This is a genomic window from Microbispora cellulosiformans (genome assembly GCF_008728085.1).
GTDB lineage: Bacteria > Actinomycetota > Actinomycetes > Streptosporangiales > Streptosporangiaceae > Microbispora > Microbispora amethystogenes.
Map to the genome: position 1 here is coordinate 31,690 of NZ_VYTZ01000002.1, position 21,914 is coordinate 53,603.

The window sequence follows — 21,914 nt, forward strand, 5'->3', positions numbered from 1 at the left end:
CCCCACGGAGGCATGCCATTCTGGGATGATCTCGGGAAAAACCATCGGACATCGAGAGACCGTGACTGATGCCCCCCATTGACCAACTCACCGCCTTCGTGTCGGCCCATCCGGTCGAAACAGTCATCATCAGCGTCATCGCCCTGGTCTTGCTGGTCCTGGCCTTCTTCGCGCTTCGCGCCCTGATCCGTCTGTTCCGCCGGTGGGCGACCGGCCGTCCCACCGAGGACGTCCTCACCATCGTCGCCGCCAGCATCGCCACCGGCGTGTCCGCGCAGGGCATGTGGCGCTTCTCCGGCGACGTGCTCGGCTTCGACGGCCCGCTGCGGCTCCTGCTGTTCGCCTTCATCGAGGTCGCCGTCATCACCAGCGCCGTACGGGCCCGGCGCAACATGCGGGAGAACTACTCCGCCGGCATCGACGGCATCGCCGTCTGGGCGCTCACCTGCCTGTCCGCGGTCCTGTCGAGCATGGACGCCCGCAGCGTCGCCGAGGCCGTGTTCCGGCTCGCCGCCCCGCTCGTGGCCGCCTGGCTGTGGGAACGCGGCATGGCGATCGAGCGGGTCCGCATCACCGGCCGCGGCCGCATCAACTGGCGGCTGACCCCTGAGCGGATCCTGGTCCGGGTCGGCCTCGCCGAGGTGAGCGACCGTACGGCGAGCGAGGTGGACGCGCACCGCAGACTGACCCGGGTGGCGCTGGCCGCCAAGCGGGTCCGCGCGCTGCGCGAGGCCGGGGCGCCGGACCGCAAGATGCGGGCCGCGATGGCGCGGCTCGACAAGGCGATGGACCAGGCCGTCGAGTACACCGGACTGGCCGTGGACGAGAAGCGGCAGGAGGCGCTGCTGTCGCAGATCGGCGCGCTCTACAACACCTCGGCGCTGATCGACCTCGCCCCGCCGGTGCCGTGGGGGCCGGAGCCCGAGCCGCCCGCCCCGGTGGCGCTGCCCGCCGCGGCCATCGCGGAGCTGATCGACGACGAGGAGGAGGACCTCCCGGCCGAGCCGGCGCCCGTCGTCGACACCGCCCAGCGCGCGACCCAGTTGCGCACCGCGCGGCAGTACTGGGACCAGCAGATCGCCCGCAAGTACGTCCCCCGGGCCGCCGACATCGCCAAGGAGGTCGGCATCCCGCTGATCGTGGCGAAGGAGTGGCGGGCGCTCTGGAAGCTCGAGCCTCAGGCGCACGCGCTGATCGAGGCGGCGTACCGGGAGCACGGGATCATCGACACCGGCACGTTCCCGGCCATCGAGGTGCCCGAGCAGGAGCGTGTGCTCGTCGTCAACGGCTCCGCCGGAGCGGCGCACGACGCCTCCTGACCGTACGCGTCGCAGGGGCGGCGGGCCGGGGAACCGGTCCCGCCGCCCTGTGCTTTCCGGGACTGTGCTTTCCGGGACGGGGCTTTCCGGGACGGGGCTTCCGGAAACCGCCCTGTGCCTCCGGAACCGCCCTGTGCTTTGAGGACCGGCGTGTTCCCGGACCGGCGCGTTTCCCGGCCGGCGTCTTTCCGGGCCGCTTTCCCGGCCGCTTACCGCCCACCGTTACCGGACACTTTCCGGCCATTCGGGCAAGGACACTCCTACTTTCCCGTGACATCGCGGGCGCCCGCGCGAACGTCAACTCTGCGGCGACTGACTCGGCTCCCACGCTGAAGGAGTGCTGATGGAGATCTCGGGGGACGGCGCGGGGAACCGCGTGGCACGGCTCGCGGGCGGACGGGACCAGGTGGGGCGGGCGCGCAGGCTCGTGTCGGCCGCCCTGGGTCGCGGCCATCCCCGACACGACGACTGCGTCCTGCTGACGAGCGAGATCGCGACCAACGCCGTCGTCCACTCCCGCTCGGGGAACGGCGGCACGTTCACCCTCACGGTGTCGTGCCTGCCCGACCGGGTGCGCATCGGCGTTCAGGACGACGGCTCCGCCGGGCCGCCCTGCGCCGGCCACCCGCTGCCGAACGCGTCGAGCCAGGGCGGGCTCGGCATGCCGCTGCTCGACATGCTCTCCGACCGGTGGGGCCTGGTCCGGGAGGGCGGGCGCAACGAGGTGTGGTTCGAGATCTGGTTCGACGGCGGGCGGCGCCCGGCCGCTCTGCGCCGCAGATGGATGGCCGCCCGCATCCGGCTCGTGGCCGGCTGACCGGGGTAGACCCACTTGTGGTGATTTCACGCAAGGAAGGGGCAAAAACCAACTAACCTAATCGGGAAAGTAGGAGGACTTTTCCATGGCTCTGCCCGACTTCCTGGTCATCGGTGTGCCGAAAGCCGGCACCACCGCCCTGCACGCGGCGCTCGCCCGTCACCCGCGGCTGTTCATGTCACCCGTCAAGGAACCGAAGTTCTTCCTCACCGACGGCCCGCCGCCCGCCAAGGGCGGGCCGGGCGACGCGGAGACCTACCGCGAGCACGTGTGGCGGCGCGCCGACTACGAGGCGCTCTTCGCGGACGCGCCGCCCGGGACGCTCCGCGGCGAGTCCACCCCCTTCTACCTGTACGACCTGGACGCCCAGCGGCGGATCAGGGAGACCATCCCCGACGCGAAGCTCATCGTGTCGCTGCGCGACCCGGTGGAACGGGCGCACTCCAACTGGACGCACCTGTGGTCGGCCGGCCTGGAGCCGATCGGCGACGTCATCGAGGCGTGCGCCGCCGAGAAGCGGCGCGTCGCCGACGGCTGGTCGCCGTTCTGGCACTACGTGGGCCTCGGCCGGTACGGCGAGCAGCTCGCGCACCTTTTCACGCTGTTCCCCCGCGAGCAGGTGCTGGTCTTCCGCTACCGCGACCTCGTCGACCGGCCCGCCGACACGCTCGACCGCATCTGCGCCTTCCTCGGGGTGGAACAGGGCGTCGTCGGCGAGGTGCCGAGGGAGAACGTCACCGCCCATCCTCCGCAGAGCCGCAGGCACCGCGTCCTCGCCCGGCTCGCCCGGCTCGGAGACCCCTTCCTGGGCCGGCGGCTGACCAGTCCGCTGGAGCGGGTGCTGCAGCGCGACGCGCAGCCCCGGCGGCCGCTCACCTGGGAGCAGCGCCAGGAACTGCTGGCCTACTTCGCCGCCGACATCGCGCTGCTGCGCGACCTGCTGGACGAGGACTTCGGCGACTGGCTGCGCCCCCGGGAACGCTCGGGCGGTCTGGTGGGCGCCCGGCCGGACGGCCAGCGGCAGGCCCGCAACGGCCGCGTCAGAGACCTGGACGGCCCGCCCGCCGGGCGGTGACCAGCGGCCCGGAGCGCGAGCCCCGCTCGCGCCCCGGCCGTCCGCCGGGGCCCCGGAGAGCCGCCCGGCGGTGGTCAGCGCAGCTCGGTACGCAGCTCGTGCCCCCCGTCGGGGCGGGTCAGCTCGTAGTACAGCCGGTGGCCGCCGGGCACGGGCACGACCGACAGGTAGCGCAGGCCCGCGCCGTTCTCCGCCTGGGCGACGGGCGCGGTCCCGGTCGCGGTGAGGGTGGACGGGCCGGGGCCGATCGCCACGCCCGTGCGCTCCTCGTAGTTCTCCTCCGCCGACGCGCGGCCGTCGTAGTAGGCGATGACGGTCTCCCCGCTGAAGGTCACCGCGCTCACCCGCACGCCACGCGAGTCCCAGTGGCCGGGCCGCCGGTCGAGCGCGGTCCCCTGCCAGGTCCAGGCGATCCCGTCCGCGCTGGTGGCGTAGTCGGTCACCATCTGGTCGGCCTCGTCGGGGTCCTCCAGCGGGTGGCAGGACGCCCACAGGTGCCACACGCCGCCGTGGTGCAGGATGACCGGGTCCTTGACGCCGGTCTTGAGGTCGCCGGGGAGCACCACCCGCGCGTCGGCGGGGTCGAACTCGGCCGGGTCGGCGGCCTCGATCATCTCGACCCGCCAGTGCTTGGTGCCGTACGTCGCGCAGCTCAGGTAGAGGCGCCACGACCCGTCGGGTGTCACCACGAGCGTGGGACGCTCCAGCGACTCGGTCTTCATCTCGTCCTTGGTGATCGTGAGGATCCGCTCGAACCGCTCGCCGTCGGCCGACCGGGCGATCTCCACGGCGTACCCGCGGCCGGAGCCGATCGGGCGGCGCAGCCGGTAGGCCAGATAGATCCACCCGTCCCGGCTGACGGCGCTGGGCGCGCCCGCCCAGTAGCCGGGCCCGTCTCCGGGTGGCGGAATCGCGACGACTGACCGTTCCGGCTTCGGTGCGAACACGTCTCTTCTCCGTGGGTGCGCGACGACGGTGGGCGGCGCGGACGCCGTCCCTTCCTTGCTGTCCTCAATTACCAGCGGCCCGACGAGGAGGCCAAGCGTCCTCGCCATCGGACGGCCATCTCTATACAAAACCCGCTTAGTTTGCGGGTTTTGTCAGGATAGGCCAGGAACACCGATGCGCGCGCCCCCACCTGCGACGGAAAAGGGACTGAACCCGGAACGGCAGGGGGGCGTATCTCCGGGCGTAAGGGCATGCCGACACCGTTTCCGACCCCTCGCAGTCCGGCCCCTCTCGGGTCCGACCCACTTTCAGGAGGCCCCATGCGGGCACGTATCGTCACGCTCTGTGCCGCGCCGCTCGCGCTGGCGCTCGCCGGCGCGGCACCGGCCCATCCCGCCCTGGCCCATCCCGCCTCGGCCGGCGGCTCCTCCCGGCACGCGGAGAACTGGTTTGGCCACCAGGCCCACCCGCTCGCCCACGCCCTCGCCCGGGCGGCTCGCACGTCCACCCGGTTCGCCGAGGTCCCCCTGGTCTCCGACGTCGTGGGCAAGGCCGCCGTCACCGATCCGAAGCTGGTCAACCCCTGGGGTCTCGCCATGGGCGCGACCCTGTGGGTGTCCAACGCGGGCACCGGCACCGCCACCGTCTACACCGGCGGCGCGGGCACGGCCAAGAAGGCCCCCACCACGGTCGCGATCCCCGGCGGGACCCCCACCGGGCAGGTGGCGTACACCGGGAACGCCTTCACGATCAAGGGAAAGACGGGGACCGCGCCCGCCTCGTTCGTCTTCTCCAGCCCGAGCGGCGCCATCACCGCCTGGAGCGCCAAGGCCGACCCGGACAACGCGGTCATCGCCGCGTTCACCCGCGGCGCCGACTACAAGGGCCTGGCGCTGATGAACACCAACCGCGGCACGTTCCTGCTCGCGCCGTCGTTCTCCCACCGCCGCGTCCACGTCTTCGACGAGGACTTCCGGCGGGTGCGGCTGTCGGACCGCCAGTTCCGCGACCCGTCGCTGCCCGCCCGCTACTCCCCCTTCAACGTGGAGATCGTCGGCGACTCCGTCATGGTCGCGTACGCCCGGCGCGACCCCGGGACCGGCAAGCCGGTCGCGGGGCGGGGCAACGGCTTCGTCAGCGTGTTCGCCGCCGACGGGCGCTTCGTGCGGCGCCTCGCCTCCCGCGGCCCGCTCAACGCGCCCTGGGCGATGACCCTCGCGCCCCAGGGGTTCGGCGCGTACGCCGGGGCGCTGCTCGTGGGCAACTTCGGCGACGGGTGGATCAACGCCTACAACCCCCGGACCGGCCGCTACCTCGGCCCGCTGCGCCGCGCGGACGGCGGGGCGATCGCCCTGGAGGGCCTGTGGGACCTCGAACCGGGCACGGCGGGGAACGGCGGCACCGACGCGGTGTGGTTCTCGGCCGGGATCTCGAAGGCGCGGCACGGGCTGCTCGGCCTGATCCGCCCCGCCGGCGCCACCCCCGCCCCCGCCGCGGCGCGCCCACCCTCGCCCTCGCCTTCTTCCTCTGCCACGCACCGCCACGGAGGCGGCTACGGCTACTGACAAGCGGGACGAAAGCCCAGCTCACGACGCCCGGCCGCGGACACGCCACCCCGCGGCCGAGCGCCCCCACCCGGGAGCGGTATGACTTTAGCCATGAACAAGGCAGACATCGGAGTCACGGGCCTCGCGGTCATGGGCCGCAACCTCGCCCGGAACTTCGCGCACCACGGTCATGTCGTCGCGGTCCACAACCGCACGGAAAGCCGTACCACCCGCTTCATGGAGGAGCACAAGGACGAGGGCGCGTTCGTGCCGGCGGGCACGATCGAGGAGTTCGTCGCCGCGCTCGAGCGGCCCCGCAAGGCGATCATCATGGTCAAGGCCGGCGCCCCCACGGACGCGGTGATCGAGGAGCTCGCCGCCGTCATGGAGCCGGGCGACATGATCATCGACGGCGGCAACGCCCACTACCTGGACACCCGCCGCCGGGAGGCCGCGCTGCGCGAGCGGGGCATCCACTTCGTCGGCACCGGCATCTCCGGCGGGGAGGAGGGTGCCCTCAACGGCCCCAGCATCATGCCCGGCGGGGACCCCGAGGCGTACGCGACGCTCGGCCCGCTGCTGGAGGACATCGCGGCCAAGGTCGACGGCGTCTCGTGCTGCGTGCACATCGGCCCCGACGGCGCCGGCCACTTCGTGAAGATGGTGCACAACGGCATCGAGTACGCCGACATGCAGCTCATCGCGGAGTCGTACGACCTGCTGCGGCAGGCCCTCGGGCTGAACCCCAAGGAGCTCTCCGACGTCTTCCGCGAGTGGAACCGGGGCGACCTCGAGTCGTACCTCATCGAGATCACCGCCGAGGTGCTCGGCCACGTCGACGCCGCGACCGGGAAGCCGTTCGTGGACGTGGTGGTCGACCAGGCCGAGCAGAAGGGCACCGGCCGCTGGACCGTGCAGAGCGCCCTCGACCTCGGCGTCCCGGTGACGGGCATCGCCGAGGCGGTCTTCGCCCGGGCGCTGTCGGGCCACCCGGAGCAGCGGGCCGCGGCCCGCTCGCTCACCGGCCCGTCCGGCACCGCGGGCGACTCCGGCCTCGTCGAGGACGTGCGCCGGGCCCTGTACGCCTCCAAGGTGGTCGCGTACGCCCAGGGGTTCGACCAGATGGCCGCGGCGAGCGCGGAGTACGGCTGGAACCTGAGGCTCGGCGACATGGCCACCATCTGGCGTGGCGGCTGCATCATCCGGGCGCGCTTCCTCGACCGGATCAGGGCCGCCTACGACGCTGACCCGAACCTGCCGACGCTGCTGGTCGACCCCACCTTCGCCCAGGCGCTGGACGAGGCCCAGGAGTCGTGGCGGCGGGTCGTGGCCACGGCGGCGACGATCGGGGTGCCCACCCCGGGCTTCTCCTCGGCGCTCGCCTACTACGACGGGCTTCGCCGTGACCGGCTGCCGGCGGCGCTGCTGCAGGGGCTGCGCGACTTCTTCGGCGCGCACACCTACCGCCGCACCGACCGGGAGGGCGTCTTCCACACCGACTGGTCGGCGGACCGCGCCGAGCGCTCCGCCTGACCGGTCTGCCTGACCGGTCCGGTTGACCGGCCCCGGAACCAGGTACGGCCCCCGCCCGCGCGGGGGCGAGGGCCGTACCGGCCGGGCCTCAGCTCACTCTCAGGCCCAATCTCAGGCCGACGGTCGGCCGGCTCACTCGAAGGCGGCGGTCAGCGGCTCCGCCTTCTCGCTGCCGGGTGCCGCCGCGCTGGGAGCGCCGGTGCGCAGCGGCACGTGCTTGACGAACGCCGCGAGCACCGGGACGAGCACGGCGACCACGGCCGCCCAGAGGAAGACCGACCCGATGGCCGTGGCGAGGGCGTCCAGGAAGAATCCCTTGACCTGCGGGGGAAGCTGCTCGAGGGCCTTGGGGGTGATGCCCGCGCCGCCGCTGCCGACCTGCTTGGCCGCCACCGGGCCGAGCTTGTCGCTCAGGGTGTCGGTGAGCCGGTTGTTGAAGATCGCGCCGAACATCGCGACGCCGAACGAGCCGCCGATGGACCGGAAGAACGTGGAGGCGCTGCTGGCCACGCCGAGGTCCTTCTGCTCGACGCTGTTCTGCGCGATGAGCATCGTCGTCTGCATCAGGAAGCCCATGCCGAGGCCGAAGACGGCGATGAACGCGCCGGTCTGCCAGGACGGCGTGTTGACGTCCTGCAGCGACAGCAGCCACATGCCGACCGCCATGATCGCCCCGCCGATGACCGGGTAGATCCGGTACTGCCCGGTCTGGGTGATCGCCTTGCCGACGAACAGCGACACGATCATCGACGTGATCATCATCGGCAGCAGGAGCAGGCCGGAGTTGGTGGCCGTGGAGCCCTGCACGATCTGCTGGAACAGCGGGATGAAGCTGATCGCGCCGAACATCGCGAAGCCCAGCAGGAAGCCGAGCGCCGAGATCAGCGAGAAGTTGCGGTTGGCGAACACGTGCAGCGGCATGATCGGCTCGGCCGCGCGCCGCTCGATCGGGATGAAGAGCGCGAGCGCGACCACCGCGAGCCCGGCCAGCGACAGGATCTGCCAGGAGCCCCACGGGTAGCCGTGCGCCTGCCCGCCCCACGAGGTGATCAGCACGATCGCGGTGATGCCGACGGTGAGGACGGTCGCGCCGAGCCAGTCGATGCGGTGCTCGGTGCGGTGCTTCGGCAGGTGCAGCCGGAAGAACAGCCAGACCAGGGCGACGCCGCCGAGTGGCAGGTTCACGTAGAACGCCCAGCGCCAGTCGAGGTGGTCGGTGATGAAGCCGCCGACGAGCGGGCCGGCGATCATCGCGAGCGACATGATCGCGGCCATGATGCCCTGGTACTGACCCCGCTCGCGGGGCGGCACGAGGTCGCCGATGATCGCCATCACGTTGACCATGAGGCCCCCGGCCCCGAGGCCCTGCAGCGCGCGGAAGGCGATGAGCTCGGCCATGCCGTGCTCGGTGCCCCCGAACATCGACGAGCCGGCCATGCCGCAGAGCGCGGAGCCGACCAGGAACAGCACGATGGACCCGAGAAAGATGTTCTTGCGGCCGTAGAGGTCGCCGAGCTTGCCCCAGATCGGCGTGGACACCGTGGTGCCCAGGACGTACGACGTGGTCACCCAGGTGAAGTACTCCAGGCCGTTCAGTTCGCCGACGATCCTCGGCATCGCGGTGCCGACGATCATGTTGTCGAGCATGGCCAGCATGATCGCCAGCATCAGGCCGGGCAGTACGGCCATCACTTCTTTGGACCGCCCCGGCGCGGGCGGAGCCTCGGTCATCGTGGTGCCCCCATGAGTAAAGGTTTGGAAGAGGTTACTTACTTGCCGACAGGCTAGTGCCGACTTAAGGTATTGTCCTTACTTGCCGGCCGTCAAGTTAATTAGGGGTCAGCAGGACATGGGCACTCAGACCGACACACGCAGCCGCATCCAGGAGGTCGCGATCGGGCTCTTCACCGAGCAGGGATACGAGGCGACCTCACTCCGGGAGATCGCCGAGGCCCTCGGCGTGACCAAGGCGGCACTGTACTACCACTTCCGCACAAAAGAGGACATAGTCGCCAGCCTGATCGAGGACCGCATCGCCGCGCTGGACGAGCTGATCGCGTGGGCCGGTGGGCAGCCCCCTGCGGCGGAGACCCGCCGGGAGCTGATCCTGCGCTACTCGGCGCAGATGACCCGAGGGCGCCACCACGAGGTCATGCAGTTCATGGACCGTAACAAGACGGCGTTGCAGGGACACGTCAAGGTCGACCTGATGCGCGACCGCATGGGCGCGCTGATGCAGTCCCTGTACGGACCGGACGACCCCCTGCCGGTGCGGCTCAAGCGCTCCATGGCTCTGTTCGCGATGCACGCGGCGTGGTTCCTGATCCGCGAGGAGTCGACCACCGAACAGCAGCGGACCGAGGCCGGCCTGGAGGTCGCCCTGGAACTGGCGGACGCCTCCGGCGCCTGACCCCGGCCCTGTGGGAAAGTGATCCGCATGCTCTTCGGACAGGAACACGTCAAGCGCTACATCGAGACCGCGGGTGAGGAAGGCCACGAGTGGGAGGGCACGACCACGGCCATCCTCACCACCAAGGGCCGCAAGTCGGGGCAGCCCCGGAGCACCCCCCTGATCTACCAGGCGTACGGCGACGGCTATCTCGTGGTCGCCTCCAAGGGCGGGGCCGACGAGCACCCGCTCTGGTACCTCAACCTCCAGGCCGACCCCGAGGTGGAGTTCCAGATCAAGGGAGACAGATTCAGGGCCCGGGCCCGTACGGCGACCGCGGAGGAGCGGCCGGACATGTGGCGGACCATGGCCGCCGCCTGGCCCGCGTACGACGAGTACGCCACCAAGACGAGCCGGGAGATCCCGATCGTCGTGATCGAACGTGCCTGACTCTCACGCGGGGCCACGTCACGGCGCGGCCCCGGCACCGCACAACCGGCACCGCACAACCGGCACCCGATGGATCGGTAGCCGGTGACTCGCGCGGCCGTCGGCGGTATGTTTCCCGCGTGATCCCCAGCACCGTGATCCACACCATCGGGAGGCTTCCGTGAGCGACGGCCGTACCGCGGAGATCATGGTCGCCGAGGCCCGGAAGGCGTTCTGGGTCATGGTCGGCTTCCTGGCCCTGATCTGGGCCGTGCAGGTGGCCAACTGGGCCTCCGGCTACTCCCTGAGCTACAGCTTCGGCATCCGGCCGTGGGACGTCGAGCGCCTGCCCGGCATCGTCTCCGCGCCGCTCCTGCACTGGAGCTGGGCGCACATCGAGGGCAACTCCGGGCCGCTGTTCATCTTCGGGTTCCTCGCGGCCTACCGGGGCGTCCGGCGCTTCCTCGGCGTCACCGGTCTGATCGCCGTCGCCAGCGGGCTCGGCTCGTGGTTCACCGCCGACGCCGCCACCGTCGGCGCGGGCGCGAGCGGCCTGGTCTTCGGCTACTTCGGGTACGTGCTCGTCCGCGGCGCCTTCGACCGGCACCTGATCGACATCGTCATCGGCCTGGTGATGGGCCTGTGCTTCGCCTACCAGTTCACCGGTCTGCTGCCGGCCGAGGGCATCGGCTGGCAGGCCCACGTCTTCGGGTTCGCCGGCGGCATCCTCGGCGGCTACCTGTTCCGCGACCGCGGCGCGCGGAGCGTGGACAAGGCCCAAGGCGACGCCCCTCCCGGCGGCTCCCGCCCGGCCCTCCTCAAGGAGATCGAGGACCTCGGCCTGTAAGGTCCCCGGCTCAGCGCGCCGGCCCCCCGGTCGGGCGGTAGGGGATGCTGGCGCGGAGAGCGAACCCGCCGTCGGCGGTGGACCCGTACGTGAGCCGCCCGCCCTGCAGCGCCACCCGCTCGCTCAGGCCGGTCAGCCCGTAGCCCGACCCCTCGTGGGCGGGCACCCGGGCCGGCGCCGCCCGTCCCCCGCCACCGCCACCGCCGTTGACCACCGACACGTCGAGCGTGTCGCCGCGCGCCTCGCAGACCACCTGCACGTCCGTACCGGGGGCGTGCTTGCGCACGTTGTTCAGCCCCTCCTGGACCACCCGGTAACAGGTGTGCCCGGCCTCCCGGGACAGCGTCTCCTCCGGGACCTCGTAGTGCAGCGCGACGCGCAGGCCGGTGGCCCGGCTCTCCTCGACCAGCCGCGGGATCCCCTCCACGCTCTCCGCCGAGGGCGGCAGGTCGCTGCTGCGCAGCGCCGTGAGCAGCTCGCGCAGCTCGGTCAGCGCGCGCACACCCTTGTCCTCGATGGCCCGGGCCAGCTTGCGGATCTCCCCGAGGTCGTCGGTGTCCTGGATGAGGCCCGCGTTGAGCACCATCACGGTGACGGCGTGCGTGACCGTGTCGTGCAGCTCCCGCGCGATGCGGCGGCGCTCCAGCGCCGCCACATGCTCCTGGTCGGCCCGCGCGCGCTCCCGCAGTTCCCGGATCATGGCGCGGTAGCACCACACCCAGTGGCCCACCAGCGCGGGCAGGCAGACCAGCGCCGCCGCCCAGATGACCGCCAGGAGAGGCGCGTGATCGGTGTAGGGGCTGACGCGGTCGACCACGACGTACGCCACGGCCAGCGCGGCGACCGCCCCGAGCCGCCGGCGTCCTCCGCGCTCGGCCGTCAGCGAGTACGCCGCGAGCGTCAGCGGCACGAGCTGGCCCGCGAACAGCGCGCACGCGGCCGTGCCGGTGACCAGGGGCCACGGCGTGCGGCGCCGCACCAGCATGGCCGCCGCCGCGGCCGACGCCACGGCCAGCCGTACGGTCTCCGGCACCGGCATCAGGGAGAAGGAACGGCCGGTGAGGATCGCGGGAACGGCGAAGGCGAGCACGGCGAGCGCGAGCAGCACGTCGCCGAGCGTGTCCCGGCGCCGCTCCGCGAGCCGGGCCCAATTCTCCCCCACACGGCCAGTTTGTGGGTGTGACCTGCGGATCCAGGCTCCGCCACACCCCTTTGACGTAGTTGTGCCACAGCTTGCCGTACCACCTGCCGGTCGAAACAGTCACGCGGCTTGGGCAGGATAAGGAGCGTGACCGACAGCATGAACCTCCTCCGCCGCCTGCCCTCCGGCTCCGACCCCGACGCGTTGTTCGACGCGTTCGCGTCGTGGAACGCGGAGCGGGGCCTCACGCTGTACCCCGCGCAGGAGGAGGCCCTCATCGAGGTCGTCTCCGGCAACAACGTGATCGTGTCGACCCCGACCGGCTCGGGCAAGAGCCTGATCGCCGCCGGGGCGCACTTCGCGGCGATCGCCCGGGACGAGATCAGCTTCTACACGGCGCCGATCAAGGCGCTGGTGTCGGAGAAGTTCTTCGACCTGTGCGCGTTGTTCGGCACCGAGAACGTCGGGATGATGACCGGCGACGCCACCGTGAACGCCGACGCGCCGGTCATCTGCTGCACCGCCGAGATCCTCGCCCAGATCGCGCTGCGCGACGGCGCGGACGCCGACGTCGGCACGGTGATCATGGACGAGTTCCACTTCTACGCCGAGCCCGACCGCGGCTGGGCGTGGCAGGTGCCGCTGCTGGAGCTGCCGCAGGCACAGTTCGTGCTGATGTCGGCCACCCTGGGCGACGTCGAGCGCTTCAAGACCGACCTCACCCGCCGCACCGGGCGCGACACCGCCGTCGTGAAGCACGCCGAGCGGCCGGTGCCGCTCATCTACTCCTACCGGACCACCCCGCTGCACGAGACGCTGGAAGAACTGCTGTCCACTCAGCAGGCCCCCGTGTACGTCGTCCACTTCACCCAGGCGGCGGCGATGGAGCGCGCCCAGGCGCTCATGAGCATCAACATGTGCAGCAAGGCGGAGAAGGAGCAGATCGCCGCCCTGATCGGCAACTTCCGGTTCACCACCCGGTTCGGCCGGGCCCTGTCCCGGCTCGTACGGCACGGCATCGGCGTGCACCACGCGGGGATGCTGCCGAAGTACCGCCGCCTGGTGGAGCGCCTCGCGCAGGCGGGGCTGCTGAAGGTCATCTGCGGCACCGACACCCTCGGCGTGGGGGTGAACGTCCCGATCCGGACCGTGCTGTTCACCGCCCTGTCGAAGTTCGACGGCACGAAGGTGCGGCGGCTGCGGGCGCGGGAGTTCCACCAGATCGCCGGGCGGGCCGGCCGGGCGGGCTTCGACACGGTCGGCTACGTCGTCTGCCAGGCTCCCGACTACGTGATCGAGAACGAGCGGGCGCTGGCGAAGATCGGCGACGACCCCAAGCGGCGCCGCGGCTACGCCCGCAAGAAGCCGCCGGAGGGGTTCGTCGGCTGGAGCGAGGACACGTTCGAGAAGCTCCAGACGGCCGAGCCCGAGCCGCTGACCTCCCGCTTCAAGGTCAGCAACGCCATGCTGCTGTCGATCATCAACCGTCCCGGCGACTGCTTCCAGGCGATGAAGCGGCTGCTGACCGACAACCACGAGGACCGCAAGGCCCAGCGCCGCCACATCAGCCACGCCATCGCGATCTACCGGTCGCTGCTGGCCGGCGGCATCGTCGAGAAGCTCGCCGAGCCCGACGAACACGGCCGCATGGCCCGGCTCACCGTGGACCTGCAGGAGGACTTCGCGCTCAACCAGGCGCTGGCCACGTTCGCGCTGGCGAGCTTCGAGCTGCTCGACCGCGCCTCCCCCACGTACGCCCTGGACCTCGTCTCCATCGTCGAGTCGACGCTGGACGATCCGCGGCAGATCCTGCACGCCCAGCTCAACAAGGCCAGGGCCGAGGCGGTCGCGCAGATGAAGGCCGACGGCATCGAGTACGAGGAGCGGATGGAGCGCCTCGCGGAGATCACCCACCCGATGCCGCTGGCCGACCTGCTCTTCGGCGCGTACGAGACCTACCGGCGCGGGCACCCCTGGGTCGGCGACCACGTCGTGAGCCCCAAGACGATCGTGCGCGACATGTACGAGCGGGCGATGACCTTCACCGACTACATCCAGTTCTACGAGCTGGCCCGCTCGGAGGGCACGGTGCTGCGCTACCTTGCCGACGCGTACCGCACACTGTCGAAGACCGTGCCCGAGCACCTGAAGACCGACGACCTCGTGGACCTCATCGAATGGCTGGGCGAACTGGTGCGCCAGGTCGACTCCAGCCTCATCGACGAGTGGGAGAAGCTGGCCAACCCGGCCGAGGCCCTCGCCTCCGGGCAGGAGCAGCTGGAGACCCGGACCCGCCCGGTCACCGCCAACCCGCGCGCCTTCCGGGTGCTGGTGCGCAACGCGATGTTCCGCCTGGTGGAGCTGGCCGCGCTCGACCGCGAGGAGGAGCTGACCGAGCTCTACCCGGACGTGGACTGGGGCGCGGCCCTCGACGCCTACTACGAGGAGCACGACGAGATCCTCACCGGCCCGGACGCCCGCGGCCCGGCCCTCCTGCTGGTCGAGGAGGAGAAGGAGCTGTGGCGGGTACGTCAGATCGTCGACGACCCCGCCGGCAACCACGACTGGGGCGTCAGCGCGGAGGTCGACCTCGCCGCCTCCGACGAGGAGGGCCACGCCGTCCTCCACGTCACCGGCCTCACCCGCCTCTGAGAGTGCGTTAAGCGAGCTAATGCCCCTTTCGTCGTTGCGGTTGGTTGGATGAGGTCTGCTGGTCGGTCAGCCGCCGTTCGGCCTACGGGCGCGGCTGGCGCGGACTTCACGCCGTAGGGCTTTACACGGATACCTACTGTCGAAGGTCCTGTCGAAGGTCGGTCGTCGCGGGACCGGCTGGGACGGCGGGGGTTCGAGGCCAGGTCCAGGCGGAGCGCAGGATGAAGGCCAGGATCAGCACCTCGATTCCGATGGAGAGGCCGTAGAAGGAGGCCCAGTCCCAGGACGTCCCTGCCGCGTTGAACACCGAGACGGGGATGTAAAGCAATGCAACGACGAGGTTCGTGGCGCGGTTCACACGGGCGGGCAGCGTCATGGAGAGCAGCACCATCAGGGCCGGGATCCCTATGAGCGCGAGGAAAATGGTCAACAATGTCCTGCTGATGTCGAACTCAAAGATGACGCCACCCCGGATTTCGTCGATGGCGCCGGGCTTGTAGAGGTGGAAGTAGTCGACGTAGATGTAGAGGAACATGAAGCTGGTCCATGCGGCGGCGAGCTTGGCCTGCACGGGGACCGGCGGGTCGTCGAGCAGGTTCGGGGTTTTCGTTCGGATGGTCATCGGTTCTTCTTTCGAGAGGAGCGGTCCCCTGCGCCGGAGTGGCGGCAGGTTTGGGCGTGCACACGCACGGGTTGGGTCGTTCTCGTCGGTCCGGTCGTCAGACGGTGACGACGACCTTCCCTCGGGTGTGGCCGGTCGCGACGTAGCGGAGGGCGTCAGCTGCTTCGTCGAGGGGGTGGGTGCGGTCGATGACGGGCGTGACCTGCCCGGTCGTGAGCAGGTCGGCCAGGGTGAGCAGGTCCTGGCGCTTCCCGACCGACGTGAAGGGCTTCAACTGCTGACGGGTGAACCCGGACAGCACGCGCGCTTTGACGATCCGGCCGAGGGGGCCGAGCCAGCGGCCGCCGCGTCCACTGTTGGGGATGAGGGTGCCGGTGGGCGTCAGCGCTCGGCGGACAGCCGCCAGGGGCTGGGCTTCCACGTTGTCGAGGATCACGTCGTAGCGCTTCCCGGTGCGGGTGAAGTCGGTCTCGGTGTAGTCGACGACGTGGTCGGCGCCGAGCGACCGGACCAAGTCGACGTTGCGGGTGCTGCACACACCCGTCACCTCGGCGCCGAATGCCTTGGCGATCTGTACGGCGAAGGAGCCCACGCCGCCCGACGCGCCCGTGATCAGCACCGTCTGGCCCGGTCGAACGTTCGCGATGTCGCGCAATGCCTGCAATGCCGTCATGCCCGACGTGGGCACCGCTGCCGCGTCCACGTCCGACAGGTTGGCAGGCACGGACACGAGGTGGTCCGCCGGGACGCAGGCGTACTCCGCGAGCGTTCCTGTGGTGCTCCAGCCGAAGACCTTGTCGCCGGGTCGGAGAGCGGTGACGTCCTTCCCGACCGCTGCCACCACGCCAGCGAGGTCCCTGCCAGGGATGCCGTGGCGCGGCCGGCGGAGCCCGAACACCAGGCGCACCACGTACGGCTCACCGGTCATGATGAAGTAGTCGCCAGGATGTACTGAGGTCGCGCCCACCTGGACGAGCACATCGCCTCGACCGGGCAGCGGTAGCCCGACCTCGGCCACCACGAGCACGGAGGGCGGGCCGTAGCGGTGCTGGACGGCGGCCCGCATCGTCGCCGCCCCGGCCGGACTCGCCCCCGGCACCAGGCCGGCTCCGGCATTCGATCGCTGTTCGATTCCCACGGAAGCCTCCTCCTCCGAGCCGCGACGCTCGCTGGCTCGTACACCGTACGTCGTACGCCGTACGAGTGCGTACGCTGTACTATGAACGTACGCTGTACGATCGTCAAGCCGTACGAGCAGGCGAGGAGACCCGTGTCCGGGAGGGAACAAAGGCAGGTTGCGTCCAACGCAGGGCTGAGCAAGCAGCGGGTGGTGGTGGAGGCGGTCCGGCTCGCCGACCGCGAGGGGGTCGACGGGCTGAGCATGCGCCGGCTGGCTGGCGCGCTCGGCGCGGGCGCGATGTCGCTGTATCACTACGTGGCGAGCAAGGAGGAGCTGCTGGACGCCATGATCGACGTCGTGTTCGAGGAGATCGAGCTCCCGCCCGAAGGGACCGACTGGCAGTCGGCGATGCGACGGCGGGCGGTATCCGCCCGACAGGTTCTCGCACGCCACCCGTGGGCGAACGGCCTGATGGAGTCGCGGACATCGCCGGGGCCCGCGAACCTCCGCCACCACGAAGCGGTCACCGCCTGCCTGCGGCGGGCTGGCTTCTCGGTCTTGATGGCGACGCACGCCAACTGGTTGCTCGACAGCTATGTCTACGGTTTCGCCCTGCAGGCGGCCAGCCTGCCGTTCGACACCGCCGATGAGCTCGCGGACGTGATCGAGGACGCCTACCTGCCCCAGCTTCCTCCTGACGAGTTCCCCTACCTCAACGAGTCCGCCGCGGCGCTCGTCGCTGCCGGCTTCGACCCGGCGAAGGAGTTCATCTTCGGCCTCGACCTCGTCCTGGCCGCCCTCGAGCCCCTGAGAGTACCTACGTGAGCCTCCATCCGTGATGTCGTTATGTGATCGTGTGGATTTGTAGTGTTACCGCCGCCCAAGGGCGCGACGTACTACTACTTCGCCAAATGGCGCGACGACGGCACCGACAAGGCGATCCATGACCTGCTGCGCTGGCACCTGCGCGAGAAGAAGGGCCGATTAGCCGACCCGAGCCTGGTCGTACTGGACACCCAAAGCGTCCACGTCGCGGCTGGCGTCCCCGCCACCACGACCGGCCGGGACAAGCTCACGTAACGCCCTCTGACGGACCCACGTCACAGATCACCGAGGGCACGCTCGGTGATGCATACTACGCGCGCCCGTTCAGCCACCATGTCGTGGCGCCGACGACGGCATCGGCCGCCCAGAGGAGCGGTTCCTGGTACGAGGACCGCCACCCGATCGTGATGTTCCTCGACAGCGCACCGGACCTGCGGATGGCCATCACAAGCAGAAGATCGGAGTGGTCCTGTTCACGCGAGTTACGGACGCCCCTGGGTTGCCGAACAGGGTGGGGTCAGTGGGGAGCTCTCCGGGCGGACCGGAGGATGTAGGCGGTGAGCACGGCGGCCCCGGCGGCGGCCTGCGCGGCGAGGTACGGCGCCACCGAGACGGGCGGCGAAGCGATCGCGGCGAGCGTGGGCAGGGACCCGAGCAGTGCCAGGTCCGGGCCCGTCGCCGCCCAGACGAGCGGGCCGGTCGGCACCGCACCGCCCGGAGTGTCGATGACCGGCATGGAGTGGTCGATCGGCCGCCGCCGGGCCATCCGCAGCGCGCCCGCCGCGAGCGCGGGCGCCGCGGCCGGCCCGAACAGCCACCAGGCCCCCGCGGGCAACGCGCCCACGGCTTGGAGGGCCGCCAGGGCGAGCGCCGCCCAGGAGGCGGCCAGCAGCGCGGGCAGCCCCGCCCGGGCGGCCGTGACCGCCCTGCCGCCCACGGCCAGCATCCGGGCCAGGGCCGGGTCGCCGCCTTCGCGCCGGACCCCTCCCGTGCACATCGCGGCCGCGGTCAGCGCTCCGCACAGCAGCATCCCGGCGACCGGCCCAGACGCGCCACCGGTGGCGTCCGCGCAGACGGCGGGCAGGACCGCCGCCCCCAGCAGCGCCGCCAGGCGGCCGGGACGCCTGCCCACGCGCAGCCACTCCTGCCAGGCCAGCGCGGGCGCCGGGCCGGACCGCGACACGAGGCGGGGCCAGGGACGGGAGCGCAGCGCCCGGCCGCGCCAGTGGGCGTCCTCCATCACCCAGGTGAGCGTCCCGGGATCCAGCGTGGTCGCCGCCGAGGTCACCCTCGCCGTCCGCGTCGAGGCGGCCAGGATCCGGTGGGCGGGGATGCGGGCGAGCGCCGCCCAGGCCCGCCGTACGAGGAGGGCGGCCGCGAGGGAGGCGACACCAGCGACCGCCGCGCCCATCGACGCGGGCGCCCCGGCGACGGCGGCGAGGATCCGGCGGCCGGGGCCGGCGCCGAGCACGGCCGCGAGCACGGCCACCGAGAGAGCTCCGGCGATCAGCACCTGCAGCCGGGCGTCCGACGCCGGGGACTGCTGGCCGAGCACCGCCGCGGACATGCCGCCCACGCCCGCCGCCACTCCAAGCAGCAGCGCCGCCGCGAGACGCACCCCGAGCCGGTCGGGGGCTCCGAACACCGACAGCGCCGTCAGCCCGAGCGCCGCTCCGGCGAGCACCGCCGCCGACAGCAGGAGCAGGGCCGTACGGCCGAGCACAGCCCGGCGGGGCAGCGGCGAGGTCACGAGCCACGAGGCGTCGGCGGCCGGCAGCACGACGGGACCGAGCGCCCGTGCCAGGACGAGGAGGCCCGCGTAGGCCGCCGCGACCAGCGCGAGCCCGGCGCCGAGCCGCGCGGGGTCGGCGTGACGGGCCAGCCCGGCGATCGCCTCGGCGACCGGGCGGCCGAGCACCGCGGCGGCGACGAGCAGGCCGAAAACCCTGGTGTAGCGGTCCGACCAGGTCGCCGGCCGCCGACGGCGAGCGCGGAGGTAGGCGAGCGCGGGGTGCGGCCGTGCGAGCGACGGGATCACGAGGCCGCTCGCAGCGTGACCACGCGGGCTCCCGCCTCCTGCGCCAGCCGTGCGTCGTGGGTGGCCATCACGACCGCGCCGCCCTCGGCCGCGTAGCCGCGCAGGATCCCCGCGAGGCGCCGCCGGAACGCGGCGTCCAGACCGCGTTCCGGCTCGTCGAGCAGGAGCAGGCGGCTCGACCGGAGCAACGCCATCGCCAGCGACAGCCGCTGACGCTGCCCGGTGGACAGCGACAGCGGGGCGAGATCGGCCCGCGCGCTCAGCTCGAAGGTCGCCAGCGCCTCGCCGGCCGTCAGGCGGGCGTCCTGCCGGACGGCGCCCATCAGTTCCAGGTGCTCGCGGACGCTCAGGCCCGGATACCAGGCGGGCTCGTCGCCCGCCAGCGCGACCTCCCGCCAGAAGCCGGGGAGATCCGCCGGCGGCCCGCCGAGGACGTCGATCTCGCCGCACGGCGATGGCTGCAGGCCGGCCAGGCAGCGCAGCAGCGTGGACTTCCCGGCGCCGTTCTCCCCCATCACGGCGACGATCTCTCCGGGAGCGGCTGTGAGGTCTACGTCGCGGAGGACGGGCACGCCGCCCAGGTCCACGGCGACGCGGCGCGCCGTGATGATCGCGTTCGGCATGACCCCGAGCCTACGCCGCGGGCCCGCCGGCGGGCGCAACGAGCACGGCGCGAACGCCCCACGTGCGGCTCAGCCGCCGGAGGTGGGGTCCTCCGCGCCGGCGCCGGGGATCGTCATGTCGTCGGGGTCGTCGAGCCAGTTGTGCGGCAGCGACACCTTGGACCGCTCGCCGCTCTTGCCCCGCGGGCCGTCGGCCTGGTCCGGCCAGGGCTGGCCGGCGTCCAGCTCGGCGACCCGCTCGGCCATCTCGGACAAGGTCGTGACCGAGGTGAGGGCACGCCGGGTCTCGGCGCCGACCACGAAGCCCTTGAGATACCAGCCGACGTGCTTGCGGAAGTCGGCCAGGCCGTGCCGCTCACTGCCGATGACCTCGCAGAGCAGCTCGGCGTGGCGCAGCATCATCGCGCCGACCTCGCCCAAGGTCGGCCGGGTCCGCTCCGGCGACCCCTCGAAGGCCAGGTCGAGGTCGCGGAACAGCCAGGGCCGCCCCAGGCAGCCCCGGCCGATCACCACGCCGTCGCAGCCGGTCTCGGCGACCATCCGCAACGCGTCGTCGGCGCTCCAGATGTCGCCGTTGCCGAGCACCGGGACCTCCGGCACCGCGTCCTTCAGCCGCTTGATCGCGTCCCAGTGGGCGGTGCCGCCGTAGTGCTGGCGGGCCGTGCGGGCGTGCAGGGCGACAGCGGCGAGGCCCTCCTCCACCGCGGTCCGGCCCGCCTCCACGTACGTCAGATGGTCCTCGTCGATGCCCATGCGCATCTTCATCGTCACCGGCAGCGGCCCGGCGCCGGCCACCGCCTCCCGCAGGATGGCGCGCAGCAGGTTCCGCTTGTAGGGCAGGGCGGAGCCGCCGCCCCTGCGGGTGACCTTGGGCACCGGGCAGCCGAAGTTCAGGTCGATGTGATCGGCCAGGTCCTCCTCCGCGATCATGCGCGCGGCCTTGCCGATGATCGCGGGATCGACGCCGTAGAGCTGGATGCTGCGGGGCGACTCGTGCGGGCCGAACCGGATCATCTGGAACGTCAGCGGCACCCGCTCGACCAGCGCCCGCGAGGTGATCATCTCGGACACGAACAGCCCGCCGCCCTGCTCCCGGCACAGGGTGCGGAAACCGATGTTCGTGATGCCCGCCATGGGAGCGAGCACCACGGGAGGCCAGACCTCGAGCGCGCCGATTCTCACCCATACATTCTCCCCGCCGCCGGCCGTGAGCCGTACAAGATCGTGGACGGAGGGCTTTTGTCCCGGTTAATCTGACCTGGACCAATCGTGGGGAGGTCGTCATGCTGCTGCGCCTGAGAATCGCCCTGCCCGACCGGCCTGGCGCGCTGGGCCAGGTGACCGGGGCCCTCGGCGCCGCGGGCGCCGACATCACCCAGGTGACCGTTCTCGACCGGGGCGACGGCCGCGCTCTCGACGACCTCACCGTCTACTGGCCGGACTCCGCGCCCCGGGACGACCTCGTACGGGCCCTCGACGACGTGGAGGGAGTCCGGATCGAGGGGGTCTGGAGCACGCGGGAGGCCCCCGGCACCTATCCGGAGCTGGAGATCCTCAAGTTCCTCAGCACCGCGGGCGACCGCGCCCTGGGCACCCTGATCGACTCGATGCCGGTCCTGTTCAGCGCCGACTGGGCCGCCGCGGCGACCGAGAAGGACCCGCGCGTCACCGTCTACTCCAGCTGGCGGGCGCCGGAGGAGGTGCCCTTCCCCGAGGAGACGCCGTCCCGCCCGATGGCCTCGACGCTGCCGTCCGGCCTGCACGTGATCGTCGCGCCGCTGCCTCCGCTGGCGCTCACCCTGATGCTCGCCAGGGCCGAGGGACCGGCCTTCCACCGCAACGAGGTGCACCGGTTCACCCGGATCGTGGAGATCTTCCTGACCCTCCCCGCGATCGAGCGCGGAGCCGACCGCGCGTTCCGCAGACCGGCGGCACGGCCGTTCTGAGTACGCACACGAGCCGAAAACCCGGTACAGTAGCGACGTCGCC

21 protein-coding genes are annotated in these 21,914 nt (G+C 71.6%); 12 read left to right on the top strand and 9 right to left on the bottom strand.

What is annotated here, in order from left to right; genetic code table 11:
• Positions 1 to 68 precede the first annotated feature (68 nt).
• From F5972_RS04300 to F5972_RS04310, 3 genes are all read left to right on the top strand, one after another.
• Positions 69 to 1,319 (top strand): hypothetical protein, encoded by a 1,251-nt coding sequence (locus tag F5972_RS04300; RefSeq protein ID WP_150931360.1) that lies wholly within the window; start codon positions 69 to 71, stop codon positions 1,317 to 1,319.
• Positions 1,320 to 1,662: 343 nt separating this feature from the next.
• The gene (locus F5972_RS04305; protein ID WP_150931362.1) at positions 1,663 to 2,136 is read left to right on the top strand and encodes an ATP-binding protein; all 474 of its coding nucleotides are present in this window, start codon (positions 1,663 to 1,665) and stop codon (positions 2,134 to 2,136) included.
• A gap of 85 nt (positions 2,137 to 2,221) precedes the next feature.
• On the top strand, positions 2,222 to 3,211 hold the full coding sequence (locus F5972_RS04310) for a sulfotransferase family protein (protein WP_150931364.1): 990 nt from the start codon (positions 2,222 to 2,224) through the stop codon (positions 3,209 to 3,211).
• A 74-nt stretch (positions 3,212 to 3,285) separates the two neighbouring features.
• Here F5972_RS04310 and F5972_RS04315 read toward each other — a convergent pair whose 3' ends face one another.
• Positions 3,286 to 4,158 carry a hypothetical protein gene (locus F5972_RS04315; RefSeq protein ID WP_150931366.1) on the bottom strand — a complete coding sequence of 291 codons (873 nt, stop codon included), beginning with the start codon at positions 4,156 to 4,158 and terminating at the stop codon, positions 3,286 to 3,288.
• Between the two features lie 321 nt (positions 4,159 to 4,479).
• Between F5972_RS04315 and F5972_RS04320 the strand changes: the two genes are divergently transcribed.
• Both F5972_RS04320 and gndA read left to right on the top strand, forming a co-directional pair.
• The gene (locus tag F5972_RS04320) at positions 4,480 to 5,724 is read left to right on the top strand and encodes a TIGR03118 family protein (protein ID WP_191909944.1); all 1,245 of its coding nucleotides are present in this window, start codon (positions 4,480 to 4,482) and stop codon (positions 5,722 to 5,724) included.
• Positions 5,725 to 5,817: 93 nt separating this feature from the next.
• Positions 5,818 to 7,239 (top strand): NADP-dependent phosphogluconate dehydrogenase, encoded by a 1,422-nt coding sequence (gndA, locus tag F5972_RS04325; RefSeq protein ID WP_150931370.1) that lies wholly within the window; start codon positions 5,818 to 5,820, stop codon positions 7,237 to 7,239.
• Positions 7,240 to 7,371: 132 nt separating this feature from the next.
• Here gndA and F5972_RS04330 read toward each other — a convergent pair whose 3' ends face one another.
• Positions 7,372 to 8,970, bottom strand: coding sequence for an MDR family MFS transporter (locus F5972_RS04330; RefSeq protein ID WP_150931371.1), 1,599 nt, complete (start codon positions 8,968 to 8,970; stop codon positions 7,372 to 7,374).
• Between the two features lie 118 nt (positions 8,971 to 9,088).
• Here F5972_RS04330 and F5972_RS04335 point away from each other — a divergent pair, with 118 nt between their 5' ends.
• From F5972_RS04335 to F5972_RS04345, 3 genes are all read left to right on the top strand, one after another.
• Entirely contained in the window at positions 9,089 to 9,649 is a 561-nt protein-coding gene (locus tag F5972_RS04335; protein WP_150931373.1) for a TetR/AcrR family transcriptional regulator, read from the top strand.
• A gap of 27 nt (positions 9,650 to 9,676) precedes the next feature.
• Complete coding sequence (locus tag F5972_RS04340; protein WP_150931375.1) at positions 9,677 to 10,078, top strand: nitroreductase family deazaflavin-dependent oxidoreductase; 402 nt, start codon at positions 9,677 to 9,679, stop codon at positions 10,076 to 10,078.
• A gap of 160 nt (positions 10,079 to 10,238) precedes the next feature.
• Positions 10,239 to 10,904, top strand: coding sequence for a rhomboid family intramembrane serine protease (locus F5972_RS04345; RefSeq protein ID WP_225311162.1), 666 nt, complete (start codon positions 10,239 to 10,241; stop codon positions 10,902 to 10,904).
• A 10-nt stretch (positions 10,905 to 10,914) separates the two neighbouring features.
• Here the strand turns inward: F5972_RS04345 and F5972_RS04350 are convergent, their stop codons facing one another.
• On the bottom strand, positions 10,915 to 12,066 hold the full coding sequence (locus F5972_RS04350; RefSeq protein WP_150931377.1) for a sensor histidine kinase: 1,152 nt from the start codon (positions 12,064 to 12,066) through the stop codon (positions 10,915 to 10,917).
• Positions 12,067 to 12,204: 138 nt separating this feature from the next.
• Between F5972_RS04350 and F5972_RS04355 the strand changes: the two genes are divergently transcribed.
• The gene (locus F5972_RS04355; protein WP_150932511.1) at positions 12,205 to 14,697 is read left to right on the top strand and encodes a DEAD/DEAH box helicase; all 2,493 of its coding nucleotides are present in this window, start codon (positions 12,205 to 12,207) and stop codon (positions 14,695 to 14,697) included.
• Positions 14,698 to 14,830: 133 nt separating this feature from the next.
• Here F5972_RS04355 and F5972_RS04360 read toward each other — a convergent pair whose 3' ends face one another.
• Together F5972_RS04360 and F5972_RS04365 are read right to left on the bottom strand one after the other, a co-directional pair.
• On the bottom strand, positions 14,831 to 15,319 hold the full coding sequence (locus tag F5972_RS04360; protein WP_150931379.1) for a DUF6326 family protein: 489 nt from the start codon (positions 15,317 to 15,319) through the stop codon (positions 14,831 to 14,833).
• Positions 15,320 to 15,416: 97 nt separating this feature from the next.
• Positions 15,417 to 16,457, bottom strand: coding sequence for an NAD(P)-dependent alcohol dehydrogenase (locus tag F5972_RS04365; protein ID WP_150931381.1), 1,041 nt, complete (start codon positions 16,455 to 16,457; stop codon positions 15,417 to 15,419).
• A 132-nt stretch (positions 16,458 to 16,589) separates the two neighbouring features.
• On the opposite strand from F5972_RS04365, the gene F5972_RS04370 reads away from it, so the two are divergent.
• Both F5972_RS04370 and F5972_RS04375 read left to right on the top strand, forming a co-directional pair.
• Positions 16,590 to 17,264 (top strand): TetR/AcrR family transcriptional regulator, encoded by a 675-nt coding sequence (locus tag F5972_RS04370; protein ID WP_150931383.1) that lies wholly within the window; start codon positions 16,590 to 16,592, stop codon positions 17,262 to 17,264.
• Between the two features lie 42 nt (positions 17,265 to 17,306).
• Positions 17,307 to 17,519 carry a hypothetical protein gene (locus F5972_RS04375; RefSeq protein ID WP_225311163.1) on the top strand — a complete coding sequence of 71 codons (213 nt, stop codon included), beginning with the start codon at positions 17,307 to 17,309 and terminating at the stop codon, positions 17,517 to 17,519.
• 55 nt (positions 17,520 to 17,574) lie between these two features.
• Here the strand turns inward: F5972_RS04375 and F5972_RS38710 are convergent, their stop codons facing one another.
• From F5972_RS38710 to dusB, 4 genes are all read right to left on the bottom strand, one after another.
• On the bottom strand, positions 17,575 to 17,709 hold the full coding sequence (locus F5972_RS38710; RefSeq protein ID WP_263641792.1) for a hypothetical protein: 135 nt from the start codon (positions 17,707 to 17,709) through the stop codon (positions 17,575 to 17,577).
• A gap of 72 nt (positions 17,710 to 17,781) precedes the next feature.
• On the bottom strand, positions 17,782 to 19,302 hold the full coding sequence (locus F5972_RS04380) for a DUF6297 family protein (protein ID WP_225311164.1): 1,521 nt from the start codon (positions 19,300 to 19,302) through the stop codon (positions 17,782 to 17,784).
• A complete protein-coding gene (gene ccmA / locus F5972_RS04385; RefSeq protein ID WP_150931385.1) occupies positions 19,299 to 19,925 on the bottom strand; it encodes a heme ABC exporter ATP-binding protein CcmA in 627 nt (208 codons plus the stop codon). The genes F5972_RS04380 and ccmA overlap by 4 nt, the downstream gene beginning before the upstream one ends.
• Positions 19,926 to 19,994: 69 nt before the next feature.
• Entirely contained in the window at positions 19,995 to 21,107 is a 1,113-nt protein-coding gene (gene dusB, locus F5972_RS04390) for a tRNA dihydrouridine synthase DusB (RefSeq protein ID WP_225311165.1), read from the bottom strand.
• Between the two features lie 101 nt (positions 21,108 to 21,208).
• Here dusB and F5972_RS04395 point away from each other — a divergent pair, with 101 nt between their 5' ends.
• A complete protein-coding gene (locus tag F5972_RS04395; protein WP_150931387.1) occupies positions 21,209 to 21,871 on the top strand; it encodes an ACT domain-containing protein in 663 nt (220 codons plus the stop codon).
• Positions 21,872 to 21,914 lie beyond the last annotated feature (43 nt).